Below are 24,101 nucleotides of genomic sequence, written 5' to 3'. Positions count from 1 at the left end.
CATTGGTATTGAGGCTGCACCGCATACAACCCTTACCGAGAAACATCAGGATCATTCCATTGAATCAATCATGGAACATTTTGAATATACGGTGAATTTAGTAGGTATTGACCACGTTGCTTTTGGTTTAGATACACTTTATGGCGACCATGTTGGATTACACCATGCTTTCGCGGAAGCACTATCTATAGGTTCTTCACATGCAGGTCCGAAGTTCGATGAAGTACCTTATGTAAAAGGTGTTGAGAACCCGACAGAAGCTTATCAAAATGTTGTGAGATGGCTTGTGAAACATGGTTACTCTGATGGGGATATTAAAAAGGTGATGGGAGAAAACATCATGCGTGTCTTAAAAGATACATGGGTTAAGTAATTTTTAGTACATCAAATGTAAATTCCTAAAAGGTTGTCCTTATTTTAATTTTAGAATTTCAATCATAGTTTGCGGGTGCTAGTCACATAGTGATGCGCAGACGAAAACGGAGGAGAGAATATATGAAAATTGTTTATGTTGTACCGGGGCCTATGGATGATCAGGAGGCAAAGAGAAGAGAAGGATTGCTTAAAGAGTGGGCTTTTGAGACAACCCACGTTGAAGTAAGAACAGTAAACCAAGGGCCAGCATCCATTGAGTCAGCGTATGAAGAATATTTAAGTATACCTGAAACGGCAAAATTAATGATAAGTGCTGAAAATGAAGGGTTTAACGGAGCTGTGTTAGGTTGTGCAGGTGATCCAGGGCTTGATGCTTATAGAGAATTAACAAAGGATATGGTTGTTATGGGACCTGGAGTTTCAAGTCTTCATGCAGCCGCATTAAGAGGTAACCGCTTTTCAGTTTTAACTGTTACCGATAGTACTGTGCCCAGTGTTTATGATCTAGTTGATAAAGCAGGGTTACAAAGTAAATTTGTTTCAGTTAGGGCAGTTAATATTCCCGTGTTGGACCTAGCCAAGGATCGTGACGGTACACTTAAAAAACTGCTAGAACATGGAAGAGAAGTGTTGAAAGATGGTGCTGATTCCATCGTGTTAGGCTGTATGTCAATGGGCTTTCTTGAAGTTGCAGAAGATATGGAAAAAGAATTAGGAGTACCTGTCATTAACCCTGCAAAAGCGGCTCTTAAATTAACGGAATCGTTTGCACACATTGGCTATGCCCATTCTAAAAAGGCTTTTCATACACCTCCTAAATTAGAAAGTGGAAAAGTTAACTCTTTAGATGAATTATTATTTGTAAAATAATTAGAAAGGGATGATTAAATGACTCAATCAACAACTACTTTTGAACAAGAATTATTAAATCAAGTTAACTTAGAATTACCACGGAAAGTGTTAAGTAAATTTCAAACTCTAGTACGCGAATCAAGTAGTGAAGATGAAAAAGAAGCTTTTGATTATTTAGGTGAACTGTTAGAGGAAGTAAAAGTACCGTATAAATTGCATAACCCTAACCTTTACCTTAGTGTTCCCGTATCAGCAGAGGTTGAAGTTCATGGTGCAAAACCATTTAACATTCGTGCTAAAACACCCGCTTTTTCAAATGCAACAGAGGGATTAAAAGGAGAGCTTGTTTACATTGCTGCAGGTTCTGAATCAAACGAAATGGACATATTTAGTTTAGATGTCTTGGATGATCAAGAAACTTTTGAGGGGAAGATAGTACTGTCTGAAGGTTTCGCTATGCCAGCCCGCATTAAATATTTTGAAGAACGTGGAGCATTAGCCTCTATATTTATTAACCCTGGTCACAATATTCATGACGGAATTTGTACGCCAATTTGGGGGAGCCCTGACTTGGATAACTACCAGACAGAACCTGATTCGGTGGCAACAGCGATTAATTATGAAGATGGTCAAAAACTCATAGAGTTTTGTAAAGAAGGTAAAGTTGAAGTTTCAGTGAAAACTGAACTAAAGCAAGGGTGGTTTGATTGTCCATTACTAGATATTCATATCGAAGGTACAGAAGAACCCGAAAAGTTTTTGTTACTTCATGGACATTTGGACTCTTGGGGCTATGGATTAGGTGATAATGCTACAGGTGATGCATCGCTTGTAGAAATGGCTCGTGTGTTATATCATAACCGCCACAATTTAAAACGTTCCGTTCGTATTGCCATATGGCCTGGTCACTCGACAGGCCGTTATGCTGGTTCAACGTGGTTTGCGGATTATTTTGGATTAGACCTAGATGAAAATTGTGTGGCACAAGTTAACTGTGATTCACCTGGTTGCCGTTGGGCCACCTCATATGAATACCTGGACATGATGGATGAGGTAGAAGACCATTGTCAAATAGCGATAAAAGACGCCCTTGATAAACCGGCTAGAGGGGTGAGGCCAAATCGCGCAGGAGATTACTCGTTTAATAATATTGGAATCACTTCCTATTATATGCTTTCATCAACAATGCCACCTGAAGTAGCAAAGGAGAAAGGGTATTATCCTGTAGGTGGCTGTGGTGGAAACATTGAATGGCATACAGAAGATGACTTAATTCATGTTGTAGATGAAGAAATTTTATTGAATGATATACACATGTATTTATTAAGTGTGGTTCGTAATGTTAATTCTACAGTCCTACCTTACGATTTTACGAAGACGGTAGAAAGTCAGCTTAAAACAATTAATACCTACCAGGAATCAGTGAAGGATGCCTTTTCATTTGATAGTGTGAAACAGGACGCAGAACTTCTTAAAGAACAACTTGTTAAATTTAATGCATTTGTTGAAAATATAGGTAGTCAAGGTAATCTTAATGATCCAATAATTAAAGAAGCTAACGAATTATTACTTGAATTGGGTCGAGAATTGGTTCGTATTAACTTTGCGAAAAATGGTAAATTTAGACATGATCCAGCATTAAATGTACCTGAGCTACCAGATATTGCACCCGCATTAGAGCTTCACGATCATAATTCAGATAGCCATCTGTTTAAAGTTACCTTAAATCACTTATTAAGAGGTAGTAATAGGGTTTCTTCAACCTATAGAAAACTGTCTAAAAGCTTAACAAATTTTCAATAATCGATTAGTTTCAAATAGATAAGTAATTAGACTTGACCGAATTATGGGCTGTTAAAAGTCTATAATTTGGTTATTTATTTATAGTAAAAAAACTATAAATTGAAAGTTATGTATATTTAACTACAGAATTAGCCACGTCCAGCTTCGACGTACAGGACAATAAGACTTCGACAGCAAAATGTCGAGACATAAGCAGTTCACCCCACTAAATGTAATATTTTAACAACATTAATAATCTGAATTTTTTGTAGACAAATAAAAGTTGAAGTGATATATTATGAAGAATTATTTAATGTAAAAAAATGGCGAATATTCCATTTTAATTAAATAATTTTAAAAATATCTACATAATTTATAAAAACTAAAAATATTTTAATTAATTATTTAAAAATCTTTAAAAATTATATTGACTTCTGATCTAATTCCATTATAATTAAAAACAATAGATTTTGACAATTCTTAATTAAATAAAAAGTAATTATTTGGAGAAAGATAAATCAATTTGTAATTAAAGCAATTTATTAATGTGTATCACTCACAATATGACTGTTTAGACCTCCCTATTAAAACAGCATATTGTGAGATTTATATAAAAGTTAAGTTTAACTAGATAAAGTAATAAAGTAATTATTTTAGGAGGAAAATCATGAGGGATTATAGTCAGAACACAGTGTTGGAAGTCAATAATATAAAAACCAAAGTGAGGTCTGACAGAGAAGAATTTTCGATTATTGAGGACGTTAGCTTTCACATAGATAAGGGAGAAACAGTAGGGATTGTTGGAGAGTCTGGCTGTGGGAAAAGTATTACAGCCTTATCTATTATGGGTCTTTTGCCTAAGAACGCAGAGGTTGTCGAAGGAGAAATAAACTTAAATGGTACGAATTTATTAAATCTTAATAAAGACTCATATCGAAAGCTTCGTGGTAAGGATATGGCTATGATCTTTCAGGATCCTATGACTTCTCTAAACCCTGTCTATACAGTAGGATTCCAAATTTATGAATTATTAAAACTTCATAGTAATTTATCAAATAGAGCAGCTAAGGAAAAAGCAATTAATATGTTAAAACTTGTAGGAATTCCAAGACCTGATGAAGTTGTAAATGAATACCCCCACCAATTATCTGGTGGAATGCGTCAACGTGTGATGATCGCAATGGGGTTAGCGTGCGATCCAGGACTACTGATTGCTGATGAACCTACCACTGCTCTTGATGTTACTATTCAAGCTCAAATACTTGAACTAATGAAAAAAATCCAATTTGAATTTGAGATGTCTATTTTATTTATAACACATGATTTAGGGGTGGTTGCAGAAACTTGTGACAGAGTCGTAGTCATGTATGCTGGACAAGTTGTAGAGGAAGCAGAAGTAGAAACATTGTTTGCTGAACCCAAACATCCTTATACAAAAGGACTGATGGCATCTACTCCTAAAATTGGGGAGCATAAGGATAGATTAAATACTATTGAAGGAACTGTACCACAATTGCAAGAAATGCCTAAGGGGTGTCGATTTGCAGACAGGTGTCCCCAAGTAATGGAAAAGTGTCGAACACAAGTACCGCCGAAATTTAACACTGCTAGCAATACAAAATGTAGGTGCTGGCTTTATGAAGATGAAAAGGAGGTGGTAACAATATGAGTGAACTATTATTAGAAGCTAAAAATCTTAGAAAATATTTTCCTATTAAGAAAGGCTTTTTTGGAAGAAGTTCATCATATGTAAAAGCTGTAGACGATATTTCTCTTGAAGTTAAAAAAGGAGAGACGTTAGGTCTTGTCGGTGAATCTGGTTGTGGTAAATCTACTACAGGTAGATTGCTAATTAGACTGCTAGACGCAACGGATGGTGAAATTTATTATAAAGGTGACAATATTTTAGATTATCGACCAAAAGAGTTAAGGAAGGTAAGACAAAGGTTTCAAATGATTTTTCAAGATCCATATTCATCAATGAATCCTAGAATGACTGTGGGCGACATTATTGAAGAACCTCTTATTAACTTCAAAATAAATGAAAAAGTTGAAAGGAAAAAAAGAGTTACTGAATTACTTGATGTAGTAGGATTAGGTAATCATGCTATAAATAGATTCCCACACGAATTTAGTGGTGGTCAAAGACAACGAATTGGAATAGCCAGAGCATTAGCATTAAATCCAGAATTAATTATCGCTGATGAACCAGTATCGGCACTAGATGTGTCCATTCAATCTCAAGTATTAAATCTATTAAAAGATATTCAAAAAGAATTTGACCTAACGTATGTATTTATATCTCATGATTTGAGTGTTGTGGATCATCTTTGTGATCGAATTGCAGTTATGTACTTAGGCAAAATTGTTGAGGTGAGTGATAAAAAGAAATTATTTAATGATTCCCTACATCCATATTCAAAAGCACTATTATCAGCTGTTCCGAATGCAGATCCAAAAGTGAAAAAAGAAAGAATAATTCTTTCTGGAGATGTACCAAGCCCATCTAATCCACCAAAAGGTTGTGCTTTTCACCCTAGATGTCCAGATGCCATGGATATTTGTAAGGTTAGTGTCCCAGAACAAATAGAAAGAGATGATGGGAGGTTGGTAGCTTGTCACCTTTATAATTAGAATGTTGTAATTATAATTTATTAAAAAAATTCCTATTATTCACCGTATTCTGCTAAATTATAGCAAGAATATACATTTAAAAAAAAGACATGGAGGTAGAAAAATGAATAAAAATGTAATTTTATTATTTAAATCAATTTTGATAATTATGCTTGCTCTAACAGTTCTAGTAGCTTGTTCATCCAATACGGATCCTGTTGATGAGGAAACGGAACCAGATAGTGAAGATTCCGGTGAATCAGAAGCAGCAGCAGGGGAACCTCAAGAAGGTGGCGAACTAGTTGTAGGTATGACAGCGGATCCTGATACACTGAATCCACTTGTATCGAACACAACACCTGGTAACTGGATAAACAGTTCCATATACCCTCACCTTATGTTAATGAATGAAGAAGGAGAAAAAGTACCTTCCTTAGCAGAATCGTGGGAAACTACGAATGAAGGAAAAACAGTTACTTTTAAATTAAGAGAAGGTGTTGAGTGGCAAGATGGAACTCCAATAACTTCTGAAGATATTAAATTTACTGGTGAATTATTGCATGAGCACCAACTACAATGGACAGCAGCAGTTTTTGATCAAGTTGAATCTGTAGAAACTCCAGATGATTTAACAGTGGTTTATAACTTGAAACGCGCATATCCTGGATTTGCTGGGACAATGGGATATTGGGTTCGTATTGTACCTAAACACATTTGGGAAGATGTGGAAGACCCAAGTAACTTTACAAATGATGATCCAGTTGGAGCTGGTCCATTTAAGTTAGTAGAATGGAAAAAGGGACAATTTGTAGAATTAGAAACAGTTGATAATTGGTTTGCAGCAGAAGATGGTAAACCTTATCTAGATAAAGTAACTTATAGAATTTACCCAGATATAAATACAATGGTTCTTGCTTTGCAAAAAGGAGATATAGATGTAACTGCTCAAGATATACCTACATCTGCTTTAAGCCAAGTTGAATCGACTGAAGGATTGGAAGTAGTGCAAACACCAAGTTTAGGTTATGCATATTATAGTTTTAATTTAAATCCAGATGAACCATCGCCTACAGAGGATACAAACTTCAGATTAGCTATGGCTACTGCAACAGATAGAGAAGCTATTATCAACGTAGGTTTAGAAGGAGCTGCAATGGATATTGATACACCAATATCTAGTATTTACAGTGAATGGATAAATCCAGATGCAACAGCACCGGAATACAATGTTGAAGAGGCTAAGAGCATTTTAGAAGAAGCAGGTTATGAAGACACAGATGGAGATGGAACATTGAATGCACCAGATGAGTACGGTGGTGAGAATGTGAATTTAGAGATGATATATGACGGTGCAAACTCATTTCACCAAAAAGTAGCAAAAATCCTTGAAGATAATGCTAAGGAAATCGGTGTCACATTAGAATTATCTCCGGTAGAATATAACACTTTATCTACTAGAATTTTCACAGAACAAGATTTCGAAATGCATATAGGTAAGTGGGGAGCATTTGATGAATCTACCGAAACAATGCATACCTTACTTCACTCAGAATCAGCATTAAATTTCATGGGAGTCAACGATCCAGAATTAGATAAGATAATGGAAGATGCAAAATATGCTACAAGTGAAGATGAAGCAAAAGAAAATGTTTTTAAAGCGCAAGAGTGGTTTGTAAATGAGTTTCCTGTTGTTCCGGTATATGTTCAACAATTTAACTTAGTTTATAACAGCGAAAAATTTGGTGGATTTAAAGTTTATCCAAGTGATTTGCAAGGTCTTGTCGATCCAAACTCTTTAATTAACGTTTTTCAAAAATAATTTATAAACCTCTCAAGTGAATATCCATTTGGGAGGTATACTTTTAAAGCGGGGAGATCATCTATGAAGAAGTTTTTATTTAGCAGATTATTAAGAGCGTCCATAACTATTTTCATAGCGGTGACAATAACATTTTTAATTTTAAGGGTGATGCCCGGTGACCCTACATCAATGATGCTAGATTCACGTATGTCTGAGGCTACTAGACAAAAATTATTAGAGGGCTTTGGCTTGGATCAAAACCTATTGGTTCAATACTTTATTTTTTTAAAACAGTTGTTTTTAAATTTTGATTTAGGCAATTCATTTGTTCACCGTTCCCCAGTGGTTGAAGTTATTATGTCAAGATTGCCATGGACATTAATTTTAATGATAGCTTCTATCATAATAACCACCCTTATTGGTATACCAATGGGCGTATTAGCGGCTTATAGAAAAGGTTCTTTTACTGATCAAATAATTAATGCTTTTTCTATTTTTGGTATAGCTATCTTTTTACCTTGGTTAGCAATATCACTACTGTACTTATTTGGATTACAAATTCCACTCTTCCCTATAGGAGGAGCAGTTGATCATAATTTAAGCGGCTGGGCTTATATAGTTAGTGTGGGTCACCATTTGATTTTACCAGTATTTACATTAACTATTATTAATTTGGCAAACTATGTTTTGTTTATGAGAGCTAGTATGGTAGATGTTCTAAGTGAAGATTATATTAGGACAGCTAGAGCGAAAGGTTTAAGAGAAAGAGTCGTTGTATGGCGTCATGCTACTAGAAATGCAATGCTATCCACTATAACTATGATGGGATTACAGGTAGGAACCATAGTTGGTGGCGCAATTCTTACTGAGACTGTATTTGCTTATCCTGGATTAGGGAGACTAATTTATGAAGCGGTACAAGAGCATGACTATCCTGTTTTACAAGGAACTTTCTTAATCTTAGCAATAACTGTGGTGGTCGTTAATATCATTACCGACGTTATATATACTTATTTAGATCCAAAAATTAAATTTAATTAGGGGGTGGAAAAGTGGGACAAGTTGTACACCAAGGTTCTAATACAAATAATGTAGCAGTTAAGAAGAAAAAAGGCTCAAACCTATCTGAGTTCGCAAAGAATTTTAGGCGTAATCTGTTAGGAATGATTGGGTTGTTTGGAGTTATAATCTTGTTGGTAATAGGTGTTTTAGCTCCATTAATTAGTGAATTCCCTGAAGGTTATGGTGATATGTCAATGATGTTACAACCGCCAACTAGTCAGTATTGGTTTGGTACCGATTCGGTGGGGTTAAGCATATTTGATCAAGTTGTTTGGGGGACAAGAGTTTCATTATATGTAGGATTTATAACAGCCTTGATTGCTTTAGTGATTGGAGTACCTATTGGTCTACTATCAGGGTATTATGGAGGACGCATATCCACAGTTGGTATGGGAGTTACTGATATCTTCCTTACTTTACCTATTCTCCCTCTAATGATTATTTTGGCAGCCGTTATAGGGACGGGAGTAAGTAATATAGCTGTTATAATTGGCCTTTTCAGTTGGCCTTCTATTGCGCGTGTTACAAGGGCTGAAACACTAGCGATAAAAGAGAAACAATATATAGAAGCAGCAAAGTGTATTGGTACACCGGAATATAAAATTATTTTTCGACATGTTCTACTAAACGCCAGTCCTCCAATATTAGTAAATATAGCTATAATTATGGGGATTGCTGTTATATCCGAAGCTGGGTTGAGTTTTCTTGGTCTTGGAGATCCAACAACTTGGAGTTGGGGAACCATCCTGCAAAATGCTCAGGCTACAGGAGTTATTATAAATGCTTGGTGGCATTCATTATTTCCAAGTGTAGGAATAATAATTTTAGTTTTATCTTTTAACTTTCTAGGCATGGGTATAAATGAGGCGCTCAATCCTAAATTGAGAGAGAAATAATATACCTGATAATTAATCCATTGTTTCGTTACTAATTGGAAATAACCTGATAGTAGACAAAGCTTTAAAAGGAGGAAGAATGTATGATTTCACATTTACCGATGTCATCTTATAAAAAAAGAGTTGATCGAGTTCAAAATCATTTAGTAGAAAAAGGAACCTCTGGGTTATTTGTATCTAATCCATATAATATCTTCTACATGACTGGTCTATTTCATTTTCCAACTGAAAGGCCAATAGCGTTATTTGTCCCACAGAAAGGTGAACCAATATTTTTCATTCCAATTATGGAATTAGAAGAAGCGAAACGTGTGACTATTTTTAAAGATATACGTCACTATTTCGAGTACCCAGGTCCTATTCATCCAATTGATTGGATGGTTGATGAAATTAAAGGTGAATATTCTAATCTATCAAACATTTCACTAGATTCAGGAAGCCATGAACTATTTACACAAATTAAAGAACGTTTCAATGGTGTTTCTATTTCTTTCGATTCAATAGTTCACACTATAAGGTTAACCAAAGATAGTGAAGAGATTGAATTATTAAAGAATGCAGCGATCTATGCGGATTTTATTGTCAAATCAGGTATGGATATTGCTGAACCTGGAATTAGCGAACTGGAACTACTGCAAGAAATGTCTAATAGAACTTTAAGTAAAATGGTTTTTGATTTAGATGAGGTTATTCTAGTTCCTGGAGGACCTGCGGGTGGTCTGGTCCCAAGTGGCGATAGGACAGCAATGCCACATGCATTGCCAAGTGCAAAAAAACTACAAAAAGGTGAAACTCAAATATTAAGCTGTGGGGCAAATGTTGGGGGATATCGAGTAGAGTGTGAAAGAACTTGCTTTATTGGAGATGTTAGCCAAGAACAGGAGAAAGTATTTAATGTTATGGCTGAAGCACAACAAATGGCTATAGAAGCTATGCGTCCAGGTATGACTTGTGCAGAAGTAGATTCTGTAGCTCTTGACCATATCCGAAAAGCTGGATACGGTAAATATTTATTGCATCGAACTGGACATGGAAAGGGTTTAGAGGAGCATGAAGCTCCATGGATTGATGAAGGAGACCATACAGTATTACAGCCGGGAATGGTGCTTTCTAGCGAACCAGGAATTTATATTGAAGGATTCTCAGGCTTTCGTCATTCAGACACTGTCGTAGTCACAGATAACGAACCATTAATATTAACTAAATTTCCTAGATCTATTGAAGAACTAATTATTAAATAGGAGGAATTATATGTATACAACTATTAATGATTGTAACGTTTATTATGAAGTCCATGGAAAGGACAATGGAGAAACAATATTCTTTATTCATGGGGCACCAGGATTAGGAGATTGTAGAGCAGACTATAATGCCTTTAGTGATTTAGAGAAAGATTTTAAATTAGTATTTTTAGATATGAGAGGATCAGGAAGGTCTGAAGATAAACCTCCTTATACTCATGAACAATGGGCAGCAGATATTGATGAGCTTAGAAATCAACTAGGAATTGAAAAGATAATGATTCATGGTGGGTCTTATGGAGGCTTTCTGTCCCTTGAGTACGCATTACGATATCCTAATAACGTTTCACGAGTACTGTTAAGAGATACTGCAGCAAATCAAAAGTTTCATCACCTTTCAACTAAAACAGCTCTAGAAGCGGACTTGCCAGGTGTAGATAAAGAAATGCTTGATCGCCTATGGGAAGGACGGGTATTTTCAGATGATGACATGAAAGAAATATTTGGAGCTATTCTTCCATTATATACGGTTGAATATAACCCTGAAAAAAATAAAGAGAGAATAGAATCTATCTATTATCACTATAAAACACATAATTATGCTTTTAGCGTGAATCAACCAAACTATGATATTGAAGATAAACTAAAAGAAATTGAAGTACCTGTCTTAGTGTCTGTTGGAGCTCATGACTGGGTAACCCCTGTTGAATGCTCAGAAGTTCTCGCAAAGGAAATACCAAATTCAAAACTAATTGTGTATAAGAATAGTGGCCACTCTCCGCATGTTGAGGAAAACACCGAGTATTTAGAGAATGTGCGTGATTTTATTTCAAGTACCCATGTTCAGGGGGTTAACTATGAATCTTGATAAAATTTTGGCCAATTTAGATGACAACTTTTCGGAGGATTTGGACAGAGTAAGAGATTTACTTAGAATGCCGAGTATAAGTTATACAGGTGAAGGAATTAAGGAAACAGCTAATGCGTTAAAAGAGATTATTGTGGATTTAGGTGGAGAATCAGAAGTTGTTCAAACAAAAGGGCATCCTATCGTTTTCGGTGAGATAGATGAAGGAAATGAGCATACATTATTAATTTATGGAATGTATGATGTTATGCCAACAGATGAAGACGGTTGGACTGTTGAACCATTCGGAGGAGAAATAAAAGATTTACCTCAATTCGGCCCTTGTATTGTAAACCGTGGAGCTGTTAATACGAAAGGACCTATGGCTGCATTTTTTAATTCGTTACGGGCAATTAAAGAAGTTGAAGGTAAGTTACCAGTAAATCTTATTTTTGCTTTTGAAGGTGAAGAGGAAATGGGAAGCAGAAGTTTCCCTGCATTCTTAGAACAATATAAAGAAAAGTTATCAAAAGCTGAGGCAGTACTTTTCCCATTTTTTGATCAAGATGAAGTTGGAACGCCGAGTCTTACTTTAGGTACAAAAGGTCTTTTGTATTTTGAATTGATTTGCCAGGGAGGAGACTGGGGTGGTCCTACAAGCAGAGGGATACATGGGTCATTTAATGCGTGGGTGAAAAATCCAGCTTGGAGACTTGTGAATGCGCTTTCTACACTAGTAGATGAAGATGAAAATATCCTTATTAAAGATTTGTTAAAAGATGTTTCTCCACTTGAGCAAGATGAGAGAGATCTTCTTAAAAAACAAATTGATGAAGGACTCTTTGATGAAAATGTTTTTCTAGAGAATTACGATGTGAAAAGACTCAAGTATGAAGGTAAGGGTTTAGATGTCTGGGAGAAACTTTTTAGTAGACCACAATTTAATATTGATGGAATCTTTTCTGGTTATTCCGGTCCAGAAACGAAGACATTGCTCCCACATATAGCTACAGCTAAAGTAGATGTGAGAATGGTTCCACATATGGAGCCAGATGAAGTAGTTGAATCTATTAGAACTCACTTAGATGATCACGGGTATTCAGATATAGAAATGAAGGTTTATAACAAATACTATTGGTCTAAAGCTTCCATTAAAGAAAATGTTGTACAGGCAATGATCAATACTTACAAACAGATGGGAAAAGAACCTCAAATTTGGCCACTTAACCCTGGCAGTGCACCATATTACGTCTTTGAAAGATATTTAAATATACCATATGTAACTGGTGGCCTAGGTCACGGTGCAAGGCAGCATTCAAGTGATGAGTATTGTACGGTGGATGGTATATTAGATTTTGAAAAGTCTATGGTTGTCTTTTTTGATAATTATTTAAAAGGTATGGAAAAAGAATAAAATAAAAAGTAAGTTAGCATAGATTTATTCTAACTGGGGCTGTCTCAACATTTTGGGACACCCTTTTTTTAGCAAATAAGAAAGCATAAAACTTTCTTATTTACATTAGTGTAGCTAGGTCATTCGCCATAAAAGCTTGCACTCCAAAGCATAAGGGCTTCTAAAAAAGCAAAGTACGCTTTCCAAGAATCCCTTTAACGAATGCCAAGTTTTCTAATAAAAATCCTTTTACTGATCATAGAAGAGGACGCATGCAAAGGGTGTTATGTACATTTACTTTTAACATTTCTTGAAAGGAGAATATAAATGAAGCAGAAATTAAATAAAGCTTTTATTCCTGAAAAAATGAAGGCCGTACTTATAGAAGAACATGGAGGACCCGAGGTGCTCAATATCAAGGAAGTCCCTGTCCCACGTGTAGGACAAGGAGAAGTATTGATAAAAGTAAAAGCCACAGCTTTGAATCATCTTGATATTTTTGTCAGGGAAGGATTAAAAGGACCTGGGGTTCCGAAAATTACGCTTCCTCATATTTCAGGCGTTGATATTGTTGGGCAAGTTGTTCAATATGGTCACACAGAACATAAAGAAGAACAAAACAAACGTCCTGCAATAGGTAAGCGTGTTTTATTAAATTCCGCTTTTGGTTGTGGTACATGTCGTTATTGCCGTCAAGGTGAACCAAGCATGTGTCATGATTACAAAATTATAGGAGAGCATTTATGGGGAGGATTTGCAGAATACGTGGTCGCTCCTGCGAAAAACATTATTGAAATTCCAAACCATATCCCTTCTGTGCAAGCTGCTAGTATACCTGCCGTATATACGACAGCGTGGCGCGCTGTGGTTACAGTTGGTCACATAAAGCCTTCAGACCGGGTTCTTATTGTGGGTGCATCAGGTGGACTGGGGTCGGCTCAACTGCAAATCGCTGTTAGGGCTGGTGCTGAAGTTATAGCTATTGCAGGAAGTGAAGAAAAAAGGAAAAAAGCACAAGAATTAGGTGCTGTTGCTGTTTTCGATTCACACGGAAATTGGCGTGAAGAAGTTATGGAATGGACCCAAAATGAAGGGGTGCAACTTGCATTCGATGCAGTGGGGAAACCTACTTTCAGAGATAGCTTGAATTGTCTTGATATGGGTGGTAAATTGATTCTGTCAGGAGCGACAGCAGGAGACTTTCCAGAAATAAGTATTCGGGAAATTTACCAACACCATCGCCAAGTTTTAGGAGCGCCAATGGGGAATTGGGAGGATTTCTTGCAAGTGACAAATTTAATTTGGAGAGGAGAAATCAAACCCATAGTGTATAAGAAGTATTCTTTTGAAGACATTGCTGAAGCCCAAAATGCACTGGAGAAACGGCAACACTTTGGCAAAATTGTGATTGAGATTGATCCTGACCTTTGTTAAACTTTAAAGATTATGTATGTTATTAATGGTCAAGCATTAGGTAATAAAGGAAGTTGGGGGCCTTAACTAATGCCCCAACCAATTTATAGAGTTGACAGTGGTGACTCTATATTTATGTTTAGTTGCCCCTCCTAAACCATCCGCAACAACAATCTCTTCAAAAGCGGTGCAAAGTGTTCAGGTAACTCCTCAACACTTGGAATCATTAGGCGTTCTTTTCCGTAAATATTTTTCATCGTTTCATCTTCACGTTCATCGATCTCTCCATCAGCGAGAAACATTCCGATGACATCGATGCCTTTTTTGCGTGCTTCTGATACGGCGACGTTCGTGTCAATAATTCCATTCTGATCATAATTGGCAGCGGCTGGTTCGCCGTCTGAGAATACGAGCAGGAATTTGTTCTTTTCTCGTCTAGTTGCTAATTCTTTAGTCATGATAGTAATAATAGTACCATAATTTGGTTGATAGCTTTCCTTTACGTCAATAATAGGAAGATTAAAGATTACTCTTAATTTTTTATACTAAATCAAATAATAAATTACAACTAGTGCTAAATATCCTGTTATCCAAAAAACTATTGAAAATTTTAAATTTAACTTAAGCCCGTATTCGAAAGGGTTCTTTTTAGTTAATGAAGCCATTAGTAAATTAACACCTGAAAAGGGCGATGAAACGACTGTAATTGACCATATTAGCAATGTTCCTAGTGCCAGTATTAAATGATCATCCATATATAAAGGTGAAGCGCTTAGTGCAATGGTAACTACGGTTATAGGTACTATCGATAGTACTCCTATGTATGAAAATACAAGGATAACCATAGATACAACAGGGATCACAACCAGTGTGTGGGTGACTCCAACGGTATCTAAAAAGATCATCATAAGTTGGTCTGCTCCGGAAATGAGAATAGCGTGGCCTATAACCCCGGCTGCAATGAATAATGAAAGTTCATTTCCCATTGCTGGAACACGTTCTTGAGTAAATTGATATAAGCTTTGAAGGTAAGATTTAAAAGATTGGAAAAATAATGACCATATAAATGAAGTGATAATAGCAACTAATGAAATGACAGTTAACATCGATTGATCTACTTGAGAATCGATGATGATTGACACAAATGTAATTAATGCAATAATGCTTACTAATTCTAGCAGCTTTTTCTTTGCTTTTTTGCCGTCATAGTTTCTATCAAGTGAAACTTCAAGTTTTTGATTATATTTTCTTAGTAAAATTACTCCAACGATTGTTCCTAGTAGTGTAAACACTAGTCCAAAAGGTGCGATTTCTATCCAATTTACATTGTAATAAGAGATCATGAAAGCAATTGAAATATAATAGGGCGACCATAAAAATGATAGCGAAAATCCTCTGCCGATTGCAGATATTTGTAATGGTTGATAGAGTCTAACAACTTTCGTATTTGTTAGGTGATAGATGAGAGGGACTGTTCCCATGCCCATAATTGATCCTACACCTAGGACAGAAAACTTAATAAATAAATATAATCTAATGGTACTTTTCATGTACTTTGTTAACACATTATTAATTTGAGTTAGATAGTCTCCGAACTTAATAGGAATTGATAGCAATGGAACGAATATAAAGATCATTAAAATGGTTGCATTCATATTAAGTCCAATAAATCCTTCGTATAAACTCCCATTAACCACATAAAGGATAGATGATACTCCAAGAAGAGAAATTATCAAGATTTTCGGGACTTTTGTTAAATAAGGCAAAAATGAAAGGATAGCGATGAGCGCAAAAAAGCGGACAAAGAATTCAAAAATGGATAAATGTGTTAATTCAAACAAAAGAGAAGAAAAACCCATTAGAAGTACAGACGCAGGTCTAAATATTTTGATGGACATGTAGTAGCCTCCTTATAAAAACAAATGTAATTTGACAGAAAGATAATTTTTATTGTATACAATCGGTAATAATGGTGATTAAAAAAATAAAATTTTATAACTTTTATTGATTATAACATACGTTTTATAGGATAAAAGCCATGTTTTTATATACTTTTCTAAAAACTTAAAATAGTTTGTTGATTTATTGTATACAATGTGATAGTATTTTTACAAGCTACAAATAGATGCTTTTAAATTGTGGAGGTGAATATAATGATAGATCAACTTGATGACTTTGGTGCAAATGTGGGATTCGGAGAACAACCGGGAGTTATTGTTGTTGATTATATTAATGGATTTACTGATGTTAATAGTCCTTTGGGTGCGGATTTAGAGAGTGAATTAAAAGCGACTAAGCGACTGTTAACTTTATGTAGAACTAGAGAAATTCCTATCATTTTTACCACTGTGAGTTATGATCCACACCAATGGGATGGAGGCTATTTTTTGAAAAAGGTTCCTGCACTTGGTGTTCTAAGTAATGATAGCCCTTACGTAGAAGTCGATCCATCATTGAAATGGGACCCAAACAAAGAGCCTTTACTTACTAAAAAGTTTGCAAGCGCTTTCTTCGGGACGGAACTTCAATCATTGCTTTCATCTATGCAAGTCGATACACTGCTGGTCTTAGGATGTACCACTTCAGGGTGTGTTCGAGCGACTGTTGTTGACGGATTGCAATATGGATATCGAGTTATTGTTCCTAGAGAGTGTGTGGGGGACCGAGATAGAACTGCTCACGAAGCAAATTTATATGACATTCATCAAAAATATGGTGATGTCGTGTCACTAGACTACGTTTTAGAAAAAATAGGTGTTAAAGGTGGGTGATTTTTATCGTAAATAAAATTCACCATATAGCATTTTTAGTTAGAGATTTGAATAAGGCAATCCATCTATACAAAGATGTTTTAAATATGACATATATCAAGAGATTTTATTTTGACGGAAGGGGGGCAGAAGTTGCTCTTTTCCAAGTTTCAGGGGTGATCTTGGAATTGATTTGTCCTAAAGAAAAAGGGTTTGGCCCTTATAATTATCTAGAAAAACATGGTGAGGGTTTTTTTCATATTGCATTTGAAGTGGATGATGTAATTTCAGAAATGGGTGTATTGAATGAGAAAGGATTTCTAAAAGAAGGGGCAGCTCTACATGAAGGAATCGACTGGGAATTAGCTTGGATGGACTCTAATCAGACGATGGGGGTTCCGATGCAAATCGTAACTGAAAATAAAAATAATGATTGAGAGAGGGGAAAATATGAACTCGTATAAAAATGTAAAGTTGATTATTTTAGGTTTAGCGATGTTGGTTTTGGCGGCATGTGGAGATGAATCAGTTGATGGGGGAAGTTATGAATTATCTGCTGCGACAAATTCGCAACAAACCTCAGCTTACGTATATACAGCAGCATTGGCGGATATTTTGCAAAATGATGAGGAATCTGAATATGATATTGATTTAGAGGTGCTTCCGTACTCAGGAGGTATTGGGAATGCAGAATTAGTTCAAAACGGGGAAGCTGATATTGGGATTATGTTTAATATGTCTAGTAACTGGGCTTATAACGGTATTGTTGCTTATGAAGAAGAGTACCCTGATATTCGTGGTTTAGTTGGGGGAATGAATGAATACTTTATAGGTGTTATTGCGAGCACGGATTTCTTAGAAAAGAATAACATTAACTCTTTAAAGGATATTGCGGATAATGAAATAGCTGTTAATTTATATGCTAACGAACCAGGTACATTAGCTGAGTATAATACCAAATTAACTCTTGAAGCCTATGGAATGAGTTATGATATGATCGAAGAATTTGGTGGAAGCATAGAGTTTACGTCTAATGATGTTATCCAAACAGCTTTTCAAGATGGGAATGCTGATTTACACATCATGGCGTTAGGTCGTGGGCATCAGGTTATTTCAGAAATTTCTACAATGACAGATATTACATTAATGGATATTGAAGACGAATATCATGATTTCTTTACAGACATTGGCTATGACAGTGGTACCAAGTTTCCGGCAGGTGAATTTAACAACCAAGATTACGAAGTCAATATTCCTAGCTTCTATGTAACTTACATTGTAAATGCTGATATGGATGACGAGATTGCTTATCATTTAGCGAAAACAGTTAACGAAAATAAAGAAGCGATGGCTCAATCACATGCTGCGATGAATGACTTTGTACCGGAGCAGGCAGGCTATTCTGCTCGTAATGGTAATATACCACTACATCCTGGTGCTGAAGAATTTTATGAAGAAATTGGAGCTGTAGACTGATGTTAAAAAGGCCTCTTCTAGAGGCCTTTAACTTCACGAGTTAGCGAATGGAATGGGGCGATAAGATGAAGAAATACCTGAGTATTATTCCGATATTGGGTATTTTATGGACTTTATTTCAATTGTATATAGCGATGTTTGGAGGATTTGATGCTCAACTACAAAGAACGATACATTTAGCATTTGCACTAGCTTTAGTATTTGCCCTTTTTCGAAAGGGGCTGGAATCTAATAATAAGCTAATAAGAAATGCTGATTATGTACTCGTCTTGTTTTCCTTACTGTCTGGAGTATATGTATACGTAGAGTACGATCGTCTTGTAGAACGTATTCGTTTTGTATCAGGGTTGGAACCGCTGGACTATTTCTTTAGTTTCTTAGTATTGCTCCTTGTTTTGGAAGCCTCGCGCCGAACTGTCGGAAAGGCAATGACTATTTTAGCTGCCGTATTCATCGTTTATGCTTTTGTAGGTCCCTATGTACCTGGTCTACTTAATCATAATGGAATAGCGATTAAACGTTTTGTAGAAGTTATGTTTTACTCAGGGGACGGAATTGTCGGTGTGCCGGTTGGTGTAGTCGTTAGTTATGTTTTCTACTTTGTCTTGTTCGCAGCCTTTCTTGAAATATCTGGTGGAGGTAAGTTGATTATTGATATTGCATTCAAAATTGCTGGAAAAGCAAAAGGTGGACCTGCAAAAGCAGCGGTTGTGGCGAGTAGTAGTATGGGAACTATTAGTGGAAGTAGTGTTGCGAATGTAGCAAGTACAGGAATATTCACAATACCATTAATGAAGCGAGTAGGATATTCACCTAAGTTCGCGGCTTCTATTGAAGCATTATCATCCAATGGCGGTCAAATTATGCCTCCAATTATGGGTGCTGCTGCATTCCTAATGGCAACATCTCTTGGTGTACCTTACACAGACGTTGTTTTAGCAGCAATAATCCCTGCTATTTTATATTACATTGCATTGTTTATTATGGTGCATATACAAGCCGATAAAGTAGACGCAGTTAAGGAGAAGTCATTAACTGAGAAGGAAGATTTAATTCCTTCATTAAATAGTATCCTTAAAAGAGCACATCTACTTATACCATTTGCGTTACTGATTTTTATGATTTTTGCGGGTAGATCACTTCAATTATCTGCATTCTATTCGATTATTTTATTAATTGTTGTAAGTAATTTATTTCCATCAACCAGATCTGGTATTAAAGGCACTCTAGATGCATTTATAAATGGAGCAAAGTCTGCAATAAAAGTGACAATACCGTGTGCTGTAGCTGGAATTGTTGTAGGGGTAGTGCTTCATACTGGACTAGGATTAACATTTACAACATTAATTATTGAATGGTCTTTTGGAATTACTGCATTATCTATTATTCTGGTAGCTCTAGGATGTATTATATTGGGGATGGGTATGCCAACAACATCTGCATATATTATGGCGTCAGTTCTATTAGCACCATCACTTCAAAATTTAGGTTTTGAACCGATAACTTCTCATATGTTTGTTTTATACTTTGCAGTAATTTCAATGATTACTCCACCGGTTGCCTTAGCAGCTTATGCAGCAGCTGGTATAGCTGAGAGTAATAGTCATGAAACGGGGATTTACGCATTTTATTTGGGTATTCCAGGGATGATTATTGCATTCTCGTTTTTATTAAATCCATCACTACTTCTCATTGGAAGCATCGGTGAAATCGTCTGGAGTACTTTTACAACTATTTTAGGTATTTTAGCATTAACTATTGCTATATTAGGTTACTTAAAGGGTGAGGTAAAAATCGCGTTACGTTTTATGTTCCTAGTCCCATCAATAATGTTGATAATTAATGATGGAATAACAGATATTTTAGGACTTCTGTTACTGATCGGAGTATTTTTATTTCATAGAAAAAAGGGTAGTCTTACGACTGCAAGTAAGGCGGTATAGGATGAGGAAGGATGAAGTGTTATCCTCCTTCTTCATTATAATAACCTAATGGAGGAGATATCATGGAGAAGATATTGATAGTTGGTGCGGGTCCAGTTGGATTGTCTGCAGCTCTTTCTTTAGCAAAGAATAAAGTGCCTGTTACAATTATAGAAGCTGAATCGCAATTAACGACTGTTCCAAAAGCATCTACTCTTCATCCACCCACTCTTGAAATTTTTGATGAGCTGGGAATTTTTGATGAAGTAAAAGAGAAAAGTTTAATTGTTGAAAGCTTTCAACAGTGGGATCGCGGAAATAATAAAATTGTCGCTGAATTAAAATTAGAGGTTCTTAAAGATGAGACAAAATATCCTTACCGGTTTCAATGTGAACAGCATCACCTAACTGAGATTATTCAAAAAGAACTTAAAGAGAATGAGAATATTGACATTTTCTTTGATTCCCCATTAGAAAAGCTGAAGCAGGTCGGTGAAAAGGTAGAGGTTACAATTAATCGAAACGGAAAAGAAGTGAAAGAAACATATGATTTCGTTATAGGTGCTGATGGAGCTTCGAGTGTTGTGCGTAAATCGCAAAACATTCCGTTCTCGGGTCTAACATATCCTCAACATCATCTTTTAATTTGTGTGGAGGATCATGATTTTACTGAAGATTATCCGGGTTTGTCACCAGTTAGTTATTTTTCTGATTCAGAGGAATGGGTCGCTCTTATTCAAAACTTAAGTATGTGGAAGTTTCTTATTCCGTTGGATCCAAAAATAGAAGATCAACTTGATGACGAGTATATACAAGATAAAATAAGGAAATTCTCAGGTCGTGCTAAGACTTTCAATATCGTCCATTGGGTGGTGTATCGAGCGCATCAACGTGTAGCAGATAAATTTTTAGTGAATCGAGTTGCTATCATTGGAGATGCGGCACATGTAAATAATCCACTTGGAGGCATGGGGATGAACAGTGGTGTGCACGATGCGTACTTCCTATCGAATTATTTAACACGTGTATATCATAATAAGGAATCCCTTGATATCCTGAAGGGGTTTGAAAGGGAAAGACAAACTTCTGCAAAAGAAGAAGTACAAAAGCATACGATTAAAAATGAAGAAGCAGCCAGTAATGAGGAAGAAATAGAAAAACGAAAGAAGGAAATGCAAGAGATGATGAATGATCGCGAAAAAATGAAACGGTATTTATTAGAAACATCGATGATAAAAGGATTTAACAATCGTCGAATAACTGACACTGATAAGGAGGTAGTTTATGATGACTGATGCATTAGGTTATCGATTAAAGGCGGCAGTATTAGCTCCTTCTACTAATACCATTGTAGAACCAGACTATTATTCGATAGCGCCAAGAGGTGTTACGTTTCACATGGGGAGAATATATATTGAAAATCCTAATATTAATGATGATGCAGGATTCGAAAATCTGTTAGACCAAGTACGAACCTCGATGGAAAGAGCTATTAAAGACGTGATGACCTGTGAGCCTGATTCCATTATTATGGGTATGTCTGCTGAAACTTTCTGGGGTGGAAAAGAAGGGAACAAGAAATTTGAAGAAAACATTGAAAAACTATCCGGTCTAAAGGTGTATTCGGGTGCCAACGCTTGTAACCGCGCACTAGAGTTATATAAAGTGAAAAAAATAGGTGTTATTACTCCATATCAGGAAGTAGGCGACGAACAAGTAGTTAATTTTTTCAAGGATTGGGGATATGATGTTATTAATATTAAAGGATTAAAGTGTCCGACAGCTTGTTCTATTGCACATGTTACTGAAAATGAGCTCCGAGATGCGATTTTTGAAGTGAATTCAGGTGAAGTTGATGCTATTGTGCAAGTTGGGACAAATTTATCTATGGTAAGTCTAGCGGATGAAGCTGAAAGATGGTTGGGAAAACCAGTGATTCCAATTAACGCTGCGACTTTGTGGAATGCACTTCGAGAGGAAGGTATCAATGATCAATTTAAAGGTTTTACTTCTTTATTCAGTAAATATTAACTTATGGAAGGGTAGTTGGAATTGACAGCAAATCGTTATTTCTATGATCATGTTGTTGGTCAAATTCATTACCGGGATACAGGAGGTGATAAAGAGGTATTGATCTGTTTACATGAAATGCCCCTTTCTTCTGAGGTCTTCATGCCGATGTTGTCACACCTTGGTGGTAATTATCGTGTGATGACTCCCGATTTCCCTGGTTTTGGTGAATCTTTTCATCCAAAGTCCCCATTGACTATAGAACAAGTGGCTTTATATTTTAATGAATGGTTAGAAGATTTAGGAGTAACATCGTTTTCTATATTTGGTGTTCATGGTGGGGCAGGACTTGCAATTGAGATGGCACTTCAACGTCCTGGCTTAGTAAAGTCACTAATATTAAGTGGGGTTCCATTATTCACACGTAAAGAACGAAATAAACTTCACCATGGGTTACCTTCCTTAGTTATTCAACGTGATGGGAATCATCTTATGCAGTGGTGGACATATTTTGAAGAAAAATTTAAGGTCGACGCTACTGAAAATATGATTCAAAATGCACTTTTACAAATATTAAGAGCAGGACCCTGCTATGAGTGGGGGTATCGTGCTGCGTTTGATTATGATCCGGAACCTGCCTTGAGGAGACTTTCACAACCCATCTATTTACTTGTTGCAGAGGGTGATGTGTTAAAGGATAAAAATAATCATGTTAAAATGATTTCTGAGCATGTGAAAGATGAGACAATTATTAATGTTCCTGGTCAATTATCTCAACGTGTACCGGAAAAAACTGCAGAAAAAATCCATCAATTCCTAACAACTTTTTAAAGGAGGATCATATGAGTGAACCTGTTTATTTAAACATAGAAGATAAGGTTGCCACGTTAATGTTAAATAGACCAGATCATGGTAATGCAATTGATTTACAGACAGCAAAACAGTTATTTGAAAAGACTTTGAAGGTTCATCAAGATAAGCGTGTTAAAGTAGTTGTTTTAAAAGCAGAAGGAAAGAACTTCTCTTTTGGTGGGGACTTAAGAAGTTTTCAAGAACATGGAGATCATGTTGGTGCTCATTTAAGAGAATTGACGAGTTATTTGCATCAAGCTATTATTCTATTAGCAAAAATGGATAAACCTATTGTTGGTAAAATAAATGGTGTTGCTGCAGGTGCTGGCCTAAGCCTGATTTGTTTATGTGATGTGGTGATTGCTGGGGAATCCGCAAAATTTACCCCTTCTTATACTAAAGTAGGGTTATCGCCAGATGGTTCTTGCACATACATTCTCCCCAGGCTAGTAGGACTTAGAAAAGCTCAAGACTTCCTTTTATTAAACCCAATCTGGGATGCTGAAAAAGCATTAAATGAAGGTCTAATAACTAGGAAAGTTTCAAACGCTTCACTAGATGACGAAGTAGAAACAATTGTTACTAGTTTTTTGACAGGTTCAAAATCGGCGAATGCAAAAACAAAAAAACTATTGCAAATGAGTTTCTTGAGAGAATTAGAAGAGCATTTAACTTTAGAGTCTGATATGATCTCGGAGCAATCCGGTTTAAGGGATGGAAAAGAAGGGGTAGCTTCTTTTGTTGAAAAACGTCCTCCGGTGTTTGATTAACCTTATAATAAATTGGAATCACGTTCTTAATAGAACGTGATTCCTT

Annotated in this window: 21 protein-coding genes and 1 pseudogene; 20 read left to right on the top strand and 2 right to left on the bottom strand. The window is 36.0% G+C overall.

Annotation, left to right across the window (positions count from 1 at the left end; genetic code table 11):
* The 12 genes from ACFQ3N_RS08420 to ACFQ3N_RS08365 all read left to right on the top strand — a co-directional run.
* Positions 1 to 373: membrane dipeptidase (locus tag ACFQ3N_RS08420; RefSeq protein WP_390361386.1), on the top strand; the 373-nt coding region annotated here is incomplete at its 5' end.
* Between the two features lie 122 nt (positions 374 to 495).
* Positions 496 to 1,245, top strand: a complete 750-nt coding sequence (locus tag ACFQ3N_RS08415) for an aspartate/glutamate racemase family protein (protein ID WP_390361384.1) — start codon at positions 496 to 498, stop codon at positions 1,243 to 1,245.
* An 18-nt stretch (positions 1,246 to 1,263) separates the two neighbouring features.
* Complete coding sequence (locus ACFQ3N_RS08410) at positions 1,264 to 3,030, top strand: M28 family metallopeptidase (protein ID WP_390361383.1); 1,767 nt, start codon at positions 1,264 to 1,266, stop codon at positions 3,028 to 3,030.
* Between the two features lie 646 nt (positions 3,031 to 3,676).
* Positions 3,677 to 4,678: an ABC transporter ATP-binding protein gene (locus ACFQ3N_RS08405; protein ID WP_390361381.1), complete on the top strand. Its 1,002-nt coding sequence runs from the start codon at positions 3,677 to 3,679 to the stop codon at positions 4,676 to 4,678.
* Positions 4,675 to 5,643: an ABC transporter ATP-binding protein gene (locus ACFQ3N_RS08400; protein WP_390361379.1), complete on the top strand. Its 969-nt coding sequence runs from the start codon at positions 4,675 to 4,677 to the stop codon at positions 5,641 to 5,643. Before ACFQ3N_RS08405 ends, ACFQ3N_RS08400 begins: the two co-directional genes overlap by 4 nt.
* A gap of 103 nt (positions 5,644 to 5,746) precedes the next feature.
* Positions 5,747 to 7,441, top strand: coding sequence for an ABC transporter substrate-binding protein (locus ACFQ3N_RS08395; RefSeq protein ID WP_390361377.1), 1,695 nt, complete (start codon positions 5,747 to 5,749; stop codon positions 7,439 to 7,441).
* Between the two features lie 63 nt (positions 7,442 to 7,504).
* Positions 7,505 to 8,464 carry an ABC transporter permease gene (locus ACFQ3N_RS08390; RefSeq protein ID WP_390361375.1) on the top strand — a complete coding sequence of 320 codons (960 nt, stop codon included), beginning with the start codon at positions 7,505 to 7,507 and terminating at the stop codon, positions 8,462 to 8,464.
* An 11-nt stretch (positions 8,465 to 8,475) separates the two neighbouring features.
* Positions 8,476 to 9,381, top strand: coding sequence for an ABC transporter permease (locus tag ACFQ3N_RS08385; protein ID WP_390361373.1), 906 nt, complete (start codon positions 8,476 to 8,478; stop codon positions 9,379 to 9,381).
* Positions 9,382 to 9,464: 83 nt separating this feature from the next.
* Complete coding sequence (locus ACFQ3N_RS08380; protein ID WP_390361371.1) at positions 9,465 to 10,622, top strand: M24 family metallopeptidase; 1,158 nt, start codon at positions 9,465 to 9,467, stop codon at positions 10,620 to 10,622.
* A gap of 10 nt (positions 10,623 to 10,632) precedes the next feature.
* Entirely contained in the window at positions 10,633 to 11,490 is an 858-nt protein-coding gene (locus ACFQ3N_RS08375; RefSeq protein ID WP_390361369.1) for an alpha/beta fold hydrolase, read from the top strand.
* A complete protein-coding gene (locus tag ACFQ3N_RS08370) occupies positions 11,480 to 12,883 on the top strand; it encodes a M20/M25/M40 family metallo-hydrolase (RefSeq protein WP_390361367.1) in 1,404 nt (467 codons plus the stop codon). The genes ACFQ3N_RS08375 and ACFQ3N_RS08370 overlap by 11 nt, the downstream gene beginning before the upstream one ends.
* 306 nt (positions 12,884 to 13,189) lie before the next feature.
* Positions 13,190 to 14,296 (top strand): zinc-binding dehydrogenase, encoded by a 1,107-nt coding sequence (locus tag ACFQ3N_RS08365; RefSeq protein ID WP_390361365.1) that lies wholly within the window; start codon positions 13,190 to 13,192, stop codon positions 14,294 to 14,296.
* Between the two features lie 131 nt (positions 14,297 to 14,427).
* On the opposite strand, the pseudogene ACFQ3N_RS08360 reads toward ACFQ3N_RS08365, so the two are convergent.
* Positions 14,428 to 14,781 (bottom strand): annotated as a pseudogene (locus ACFQ3N_RS08360) (vWA domain-containing protein); the annotation flags it as partial.
* Positions 14,782 to 14,820: 39 nt separating this feature from the next.
* Positions 14,821 to 16,173 (bottom strand): hypothetical protein, encoded by a 1,353-nt coding sequence (locus ACFQ3N_RS08355; protein WP_390361363.1) that lies wholly within the window; start codon positions 16,171 to 16,173, stop codon positions 14,821 to 14,823.
* Positions 16,174 to 16,428: 255 nt separating this feature from the next.
* On the opposite strand from ACFQ3N_RS08355, the gene ACFQ3N_RS08350 reads away from it, so the two are divergent.
* The 8 genes from ACFQ3N_RS08350 to ACFQ3N_RS08315 all read left to right on the top strand — a co-directional run bounded on the left by ACFQ3N_RS08350 (position 16,429) and on the right by ACFQ3N_RS08315 (position 24,055).
* Positions 16,429 to 17,046 (top strand): isochorismatase family protein, encoded by a 618-nt coding sequence (locus ACFQ3N_RS08350; RefSeq protein ID WP_390361362.1) that lies wholly within the window; start codon positions 16,429 to 16,431, stop codon positions 17,044 to 17,046.
* A complete protein-coding gene (locus ACFQ3N_RS08345; RefSeq protein ID WP_390361360.1) occupies positions 17,043 to 17,462 on the top strand; it encodes a VOC family protein in 420 nt (139 codons plus the stop codon). The genes ACFQ3N_RS08350 and ACFQ3N_RS08345 overlap by 4 nt, the downstream gene beginning before the upstream one ends.
* Before the next feature lie 13 nt (positions 17,463 to 17,475).
* Complete coding sequence (locus ACFQ3N_RS08340; protein ID WP_390361358.1) at positions 17,476 to 18,501, top strand: TAXI family TRAP transporter solute-binding subunit; 1,026 nt, start codon at positions 17,476 to 17,478, stop codon at positions 18,499 to 18,501.
* Positions 18,502 to 18,566: 65 nt separating this feature from the next.
* Positions 18,567 to 20,444, top strand: coding sequence for a TRAP transporter permease (locus tag ACFQ3N_RS08335; RefSeq protein ID WP_390361356.1), 1,878 nt, complete (start codon positions 18,567 to 18,569; stop codon positions 20,442 to 20,444).
* 62 nt (positions 20,445 to 20,506) lie between these two features.
* Entirely contained in the window at positions 20,507 to 21,718 is a 1,212-nt protein-coding gene (locus tag ACFQ3N_RS08330; RefSeq protein ID WP_390361354.1) for an FAD-dependent oxidoreductase, read from the top strand.
* Positions 21,711 to 22,454 carry a maleate cis-trans isomerase family protein gene (locus ACFQ3N_RS08325; protein WP_390361353.1) on the top strand — a complete coding sequence of 248 codons (744 nt, stop codon included), beginning with the start codon at positions 21,711 to 21,713 and terminating at the stop codon, positions 22,452 to 22,454. Before ACFQ3N_RS08330 ends, ACFQ3N_RS08325 begins: the two co-directional genes overlap by 8 nt.
* Positions 22,455 to 22,475: 21 nt before the next feature.
* A complete protein-coding gene (locus tag ACFQ3N_RS08320) occupies positions 22,476 to 23,264 on the top strand; it encodes an alpha/beta fold hydrolase (protein ID WP_390361351.1) in 789 nt (262 codons plus the stop codon).
* Positions 23,265 to 23,275: 11 nt separating this feature from the next.
* Positions 23,276 to 24,055 (top strand): enoyl-CoA hydratase/isomerase family protein, encoded by a 780-nt coding sequence (locus ACFQ3N_RS08315; protein ID WP_390361349.1) that lies wholly within the window; start codon positions 23,276 to 23,278, stop codon positions 24,053 to 24,055.
* Positions 24,056 to 24,101: the final 46 nt, after the last annotated feature.

Origin of the sequence: Virgibacillus byunsanensis (genome assembly GCF_042675965.1) — a bacterium.
Taxonomy (GTDB): Bacteria; Bacillota; Bacilli; order Bacillales; family Amphibacillaceae; genus Virgibacillus_R; species Virgibacillus_R byunsanensis.
Note: the sequence above shows the minus strand (reverse complement) of the source record. Positions and strands in the feature narration are given on the sequence as shown.

Bases quoted from the DNA above. Each gene is read 5' to 3' on its own strand.
- ACFQ3N_RS08415 (WP_390361384.1), top strand. From the start codon at position 496: ATGAAAATTGTTTATGTTGTACCGGGGCCTATGGATGATCAGGAGGCA.
- ACFQ3N_RS08410 (WP_390361383.1), top strand. From the start codon at position 1,264: ATGACTCAATCAACAACTACTTTTGAACAAGAATTATTAAATCAAGTT.
- ACFQ3N_RS08405 (WP_390361381.1), top strand. From the start codon at position 3,677: ATGAGGGATTATAGTCAGAACACAGTGTTGGAAGTCAATAATATAAAA.
- ACFQ3N_RS08400 (WP_390361379.1), top strand. From the start codon at position 4,675: ATGAGTGAACTATTATTAGAAGCTAAAAATCTTAGAAAATATTTTCCT.
- ACFQ3N_RS08395 (WP_390361377.1), top strand. From the start codon at position 5,747: ATGAATAAAAATGTAATTTTATTATTTAAATCAATTTTGATAATTATG.
- ACFQ3N_RS08390 (WP_390361375.1), top strand. From the start codon at position 7,505: ATGAAGAAGTTTTTATTTAGCAGATTATTAAGAGCGTCCATAACTATT.
- ACFQ3N_RS08380 (WP_390361371.1), top strand. From the start codon at position 9,465: ATGATTTCACATTTACCGATGTCATCTTATAAAAAAAGAGTTGATCGA.
- ACFQ3N_RS08375 (WP_390361369.1), top strand. From the start codon at position 10,633: ATGTATACAACTATTAATGATTGTAACGTTTATTATGAAGTCCATGGA.
- ACFQ3N_RS08370 (WP_390361367.1), top strand. From the start codon at position 11,480: ATGAATCTTGATAAAATTTTGGCCAATTTAGATGACAACTTTTCGGAG.
- ACFQ3N_RS08365 (WP_390361365.1), top strand. From the start codon at position 13,190: ATGAAGCAGAAATTAAATAAAGCTTTTATTCCTGAAAAAATGAAGGCC.
- ACFQ3N_RS08355 (WP_390361363.1), bottom strand. From the start codon at position 16,173: ATGTCCATCAAAATATTTAGACCTGCGTCTGTACTTCTAATGGGTTTT.
- ACFQ3N_RS08350 (WP_390361362.1), top strand. From the start codon at position 16,429: ATGATAGATCAACTTGATGACTTTGGTGCAAATGTGGGATTCGGAGAA.
- ACFQ3N_RS08340 (WP_390361358.1), top strand. From the start codon at position 17,476: ATGAACTCGTATAAAAATGTAAAGTTGATTATTTTAGGTTTAGCGATG.
- ACFQ3N_RS08335 (WP_390361356.1), top strand. From the start codon at position 18,567: ATGAAGAAATACCTGAGTATTATTCCGATATTGGGTATTTTATGGACT.
- ACFQ3N_RS08330 (WP_390361354.1), top strand. From the start codon at position 20,507: ATGGAGAAGATATTGATAGTTGGTGCGGGTCCAGTTGGATTGTCTGCA.
- ACFQ3N_RS08325 (WP_390361353.1), top strand. From the start codon at position 21,711: ATGACTGATGCATTAGGTTATCGATTAAAGGCGGCAGTATTAGCTCCT.
- ACFQ3N_RS08315 (WP_390361349.1), top strand. From the start codon at position 23,276: ATGAGTGAACCTGTTTATTTAAACATAGAAGATAAGGTTGCCACGTTA.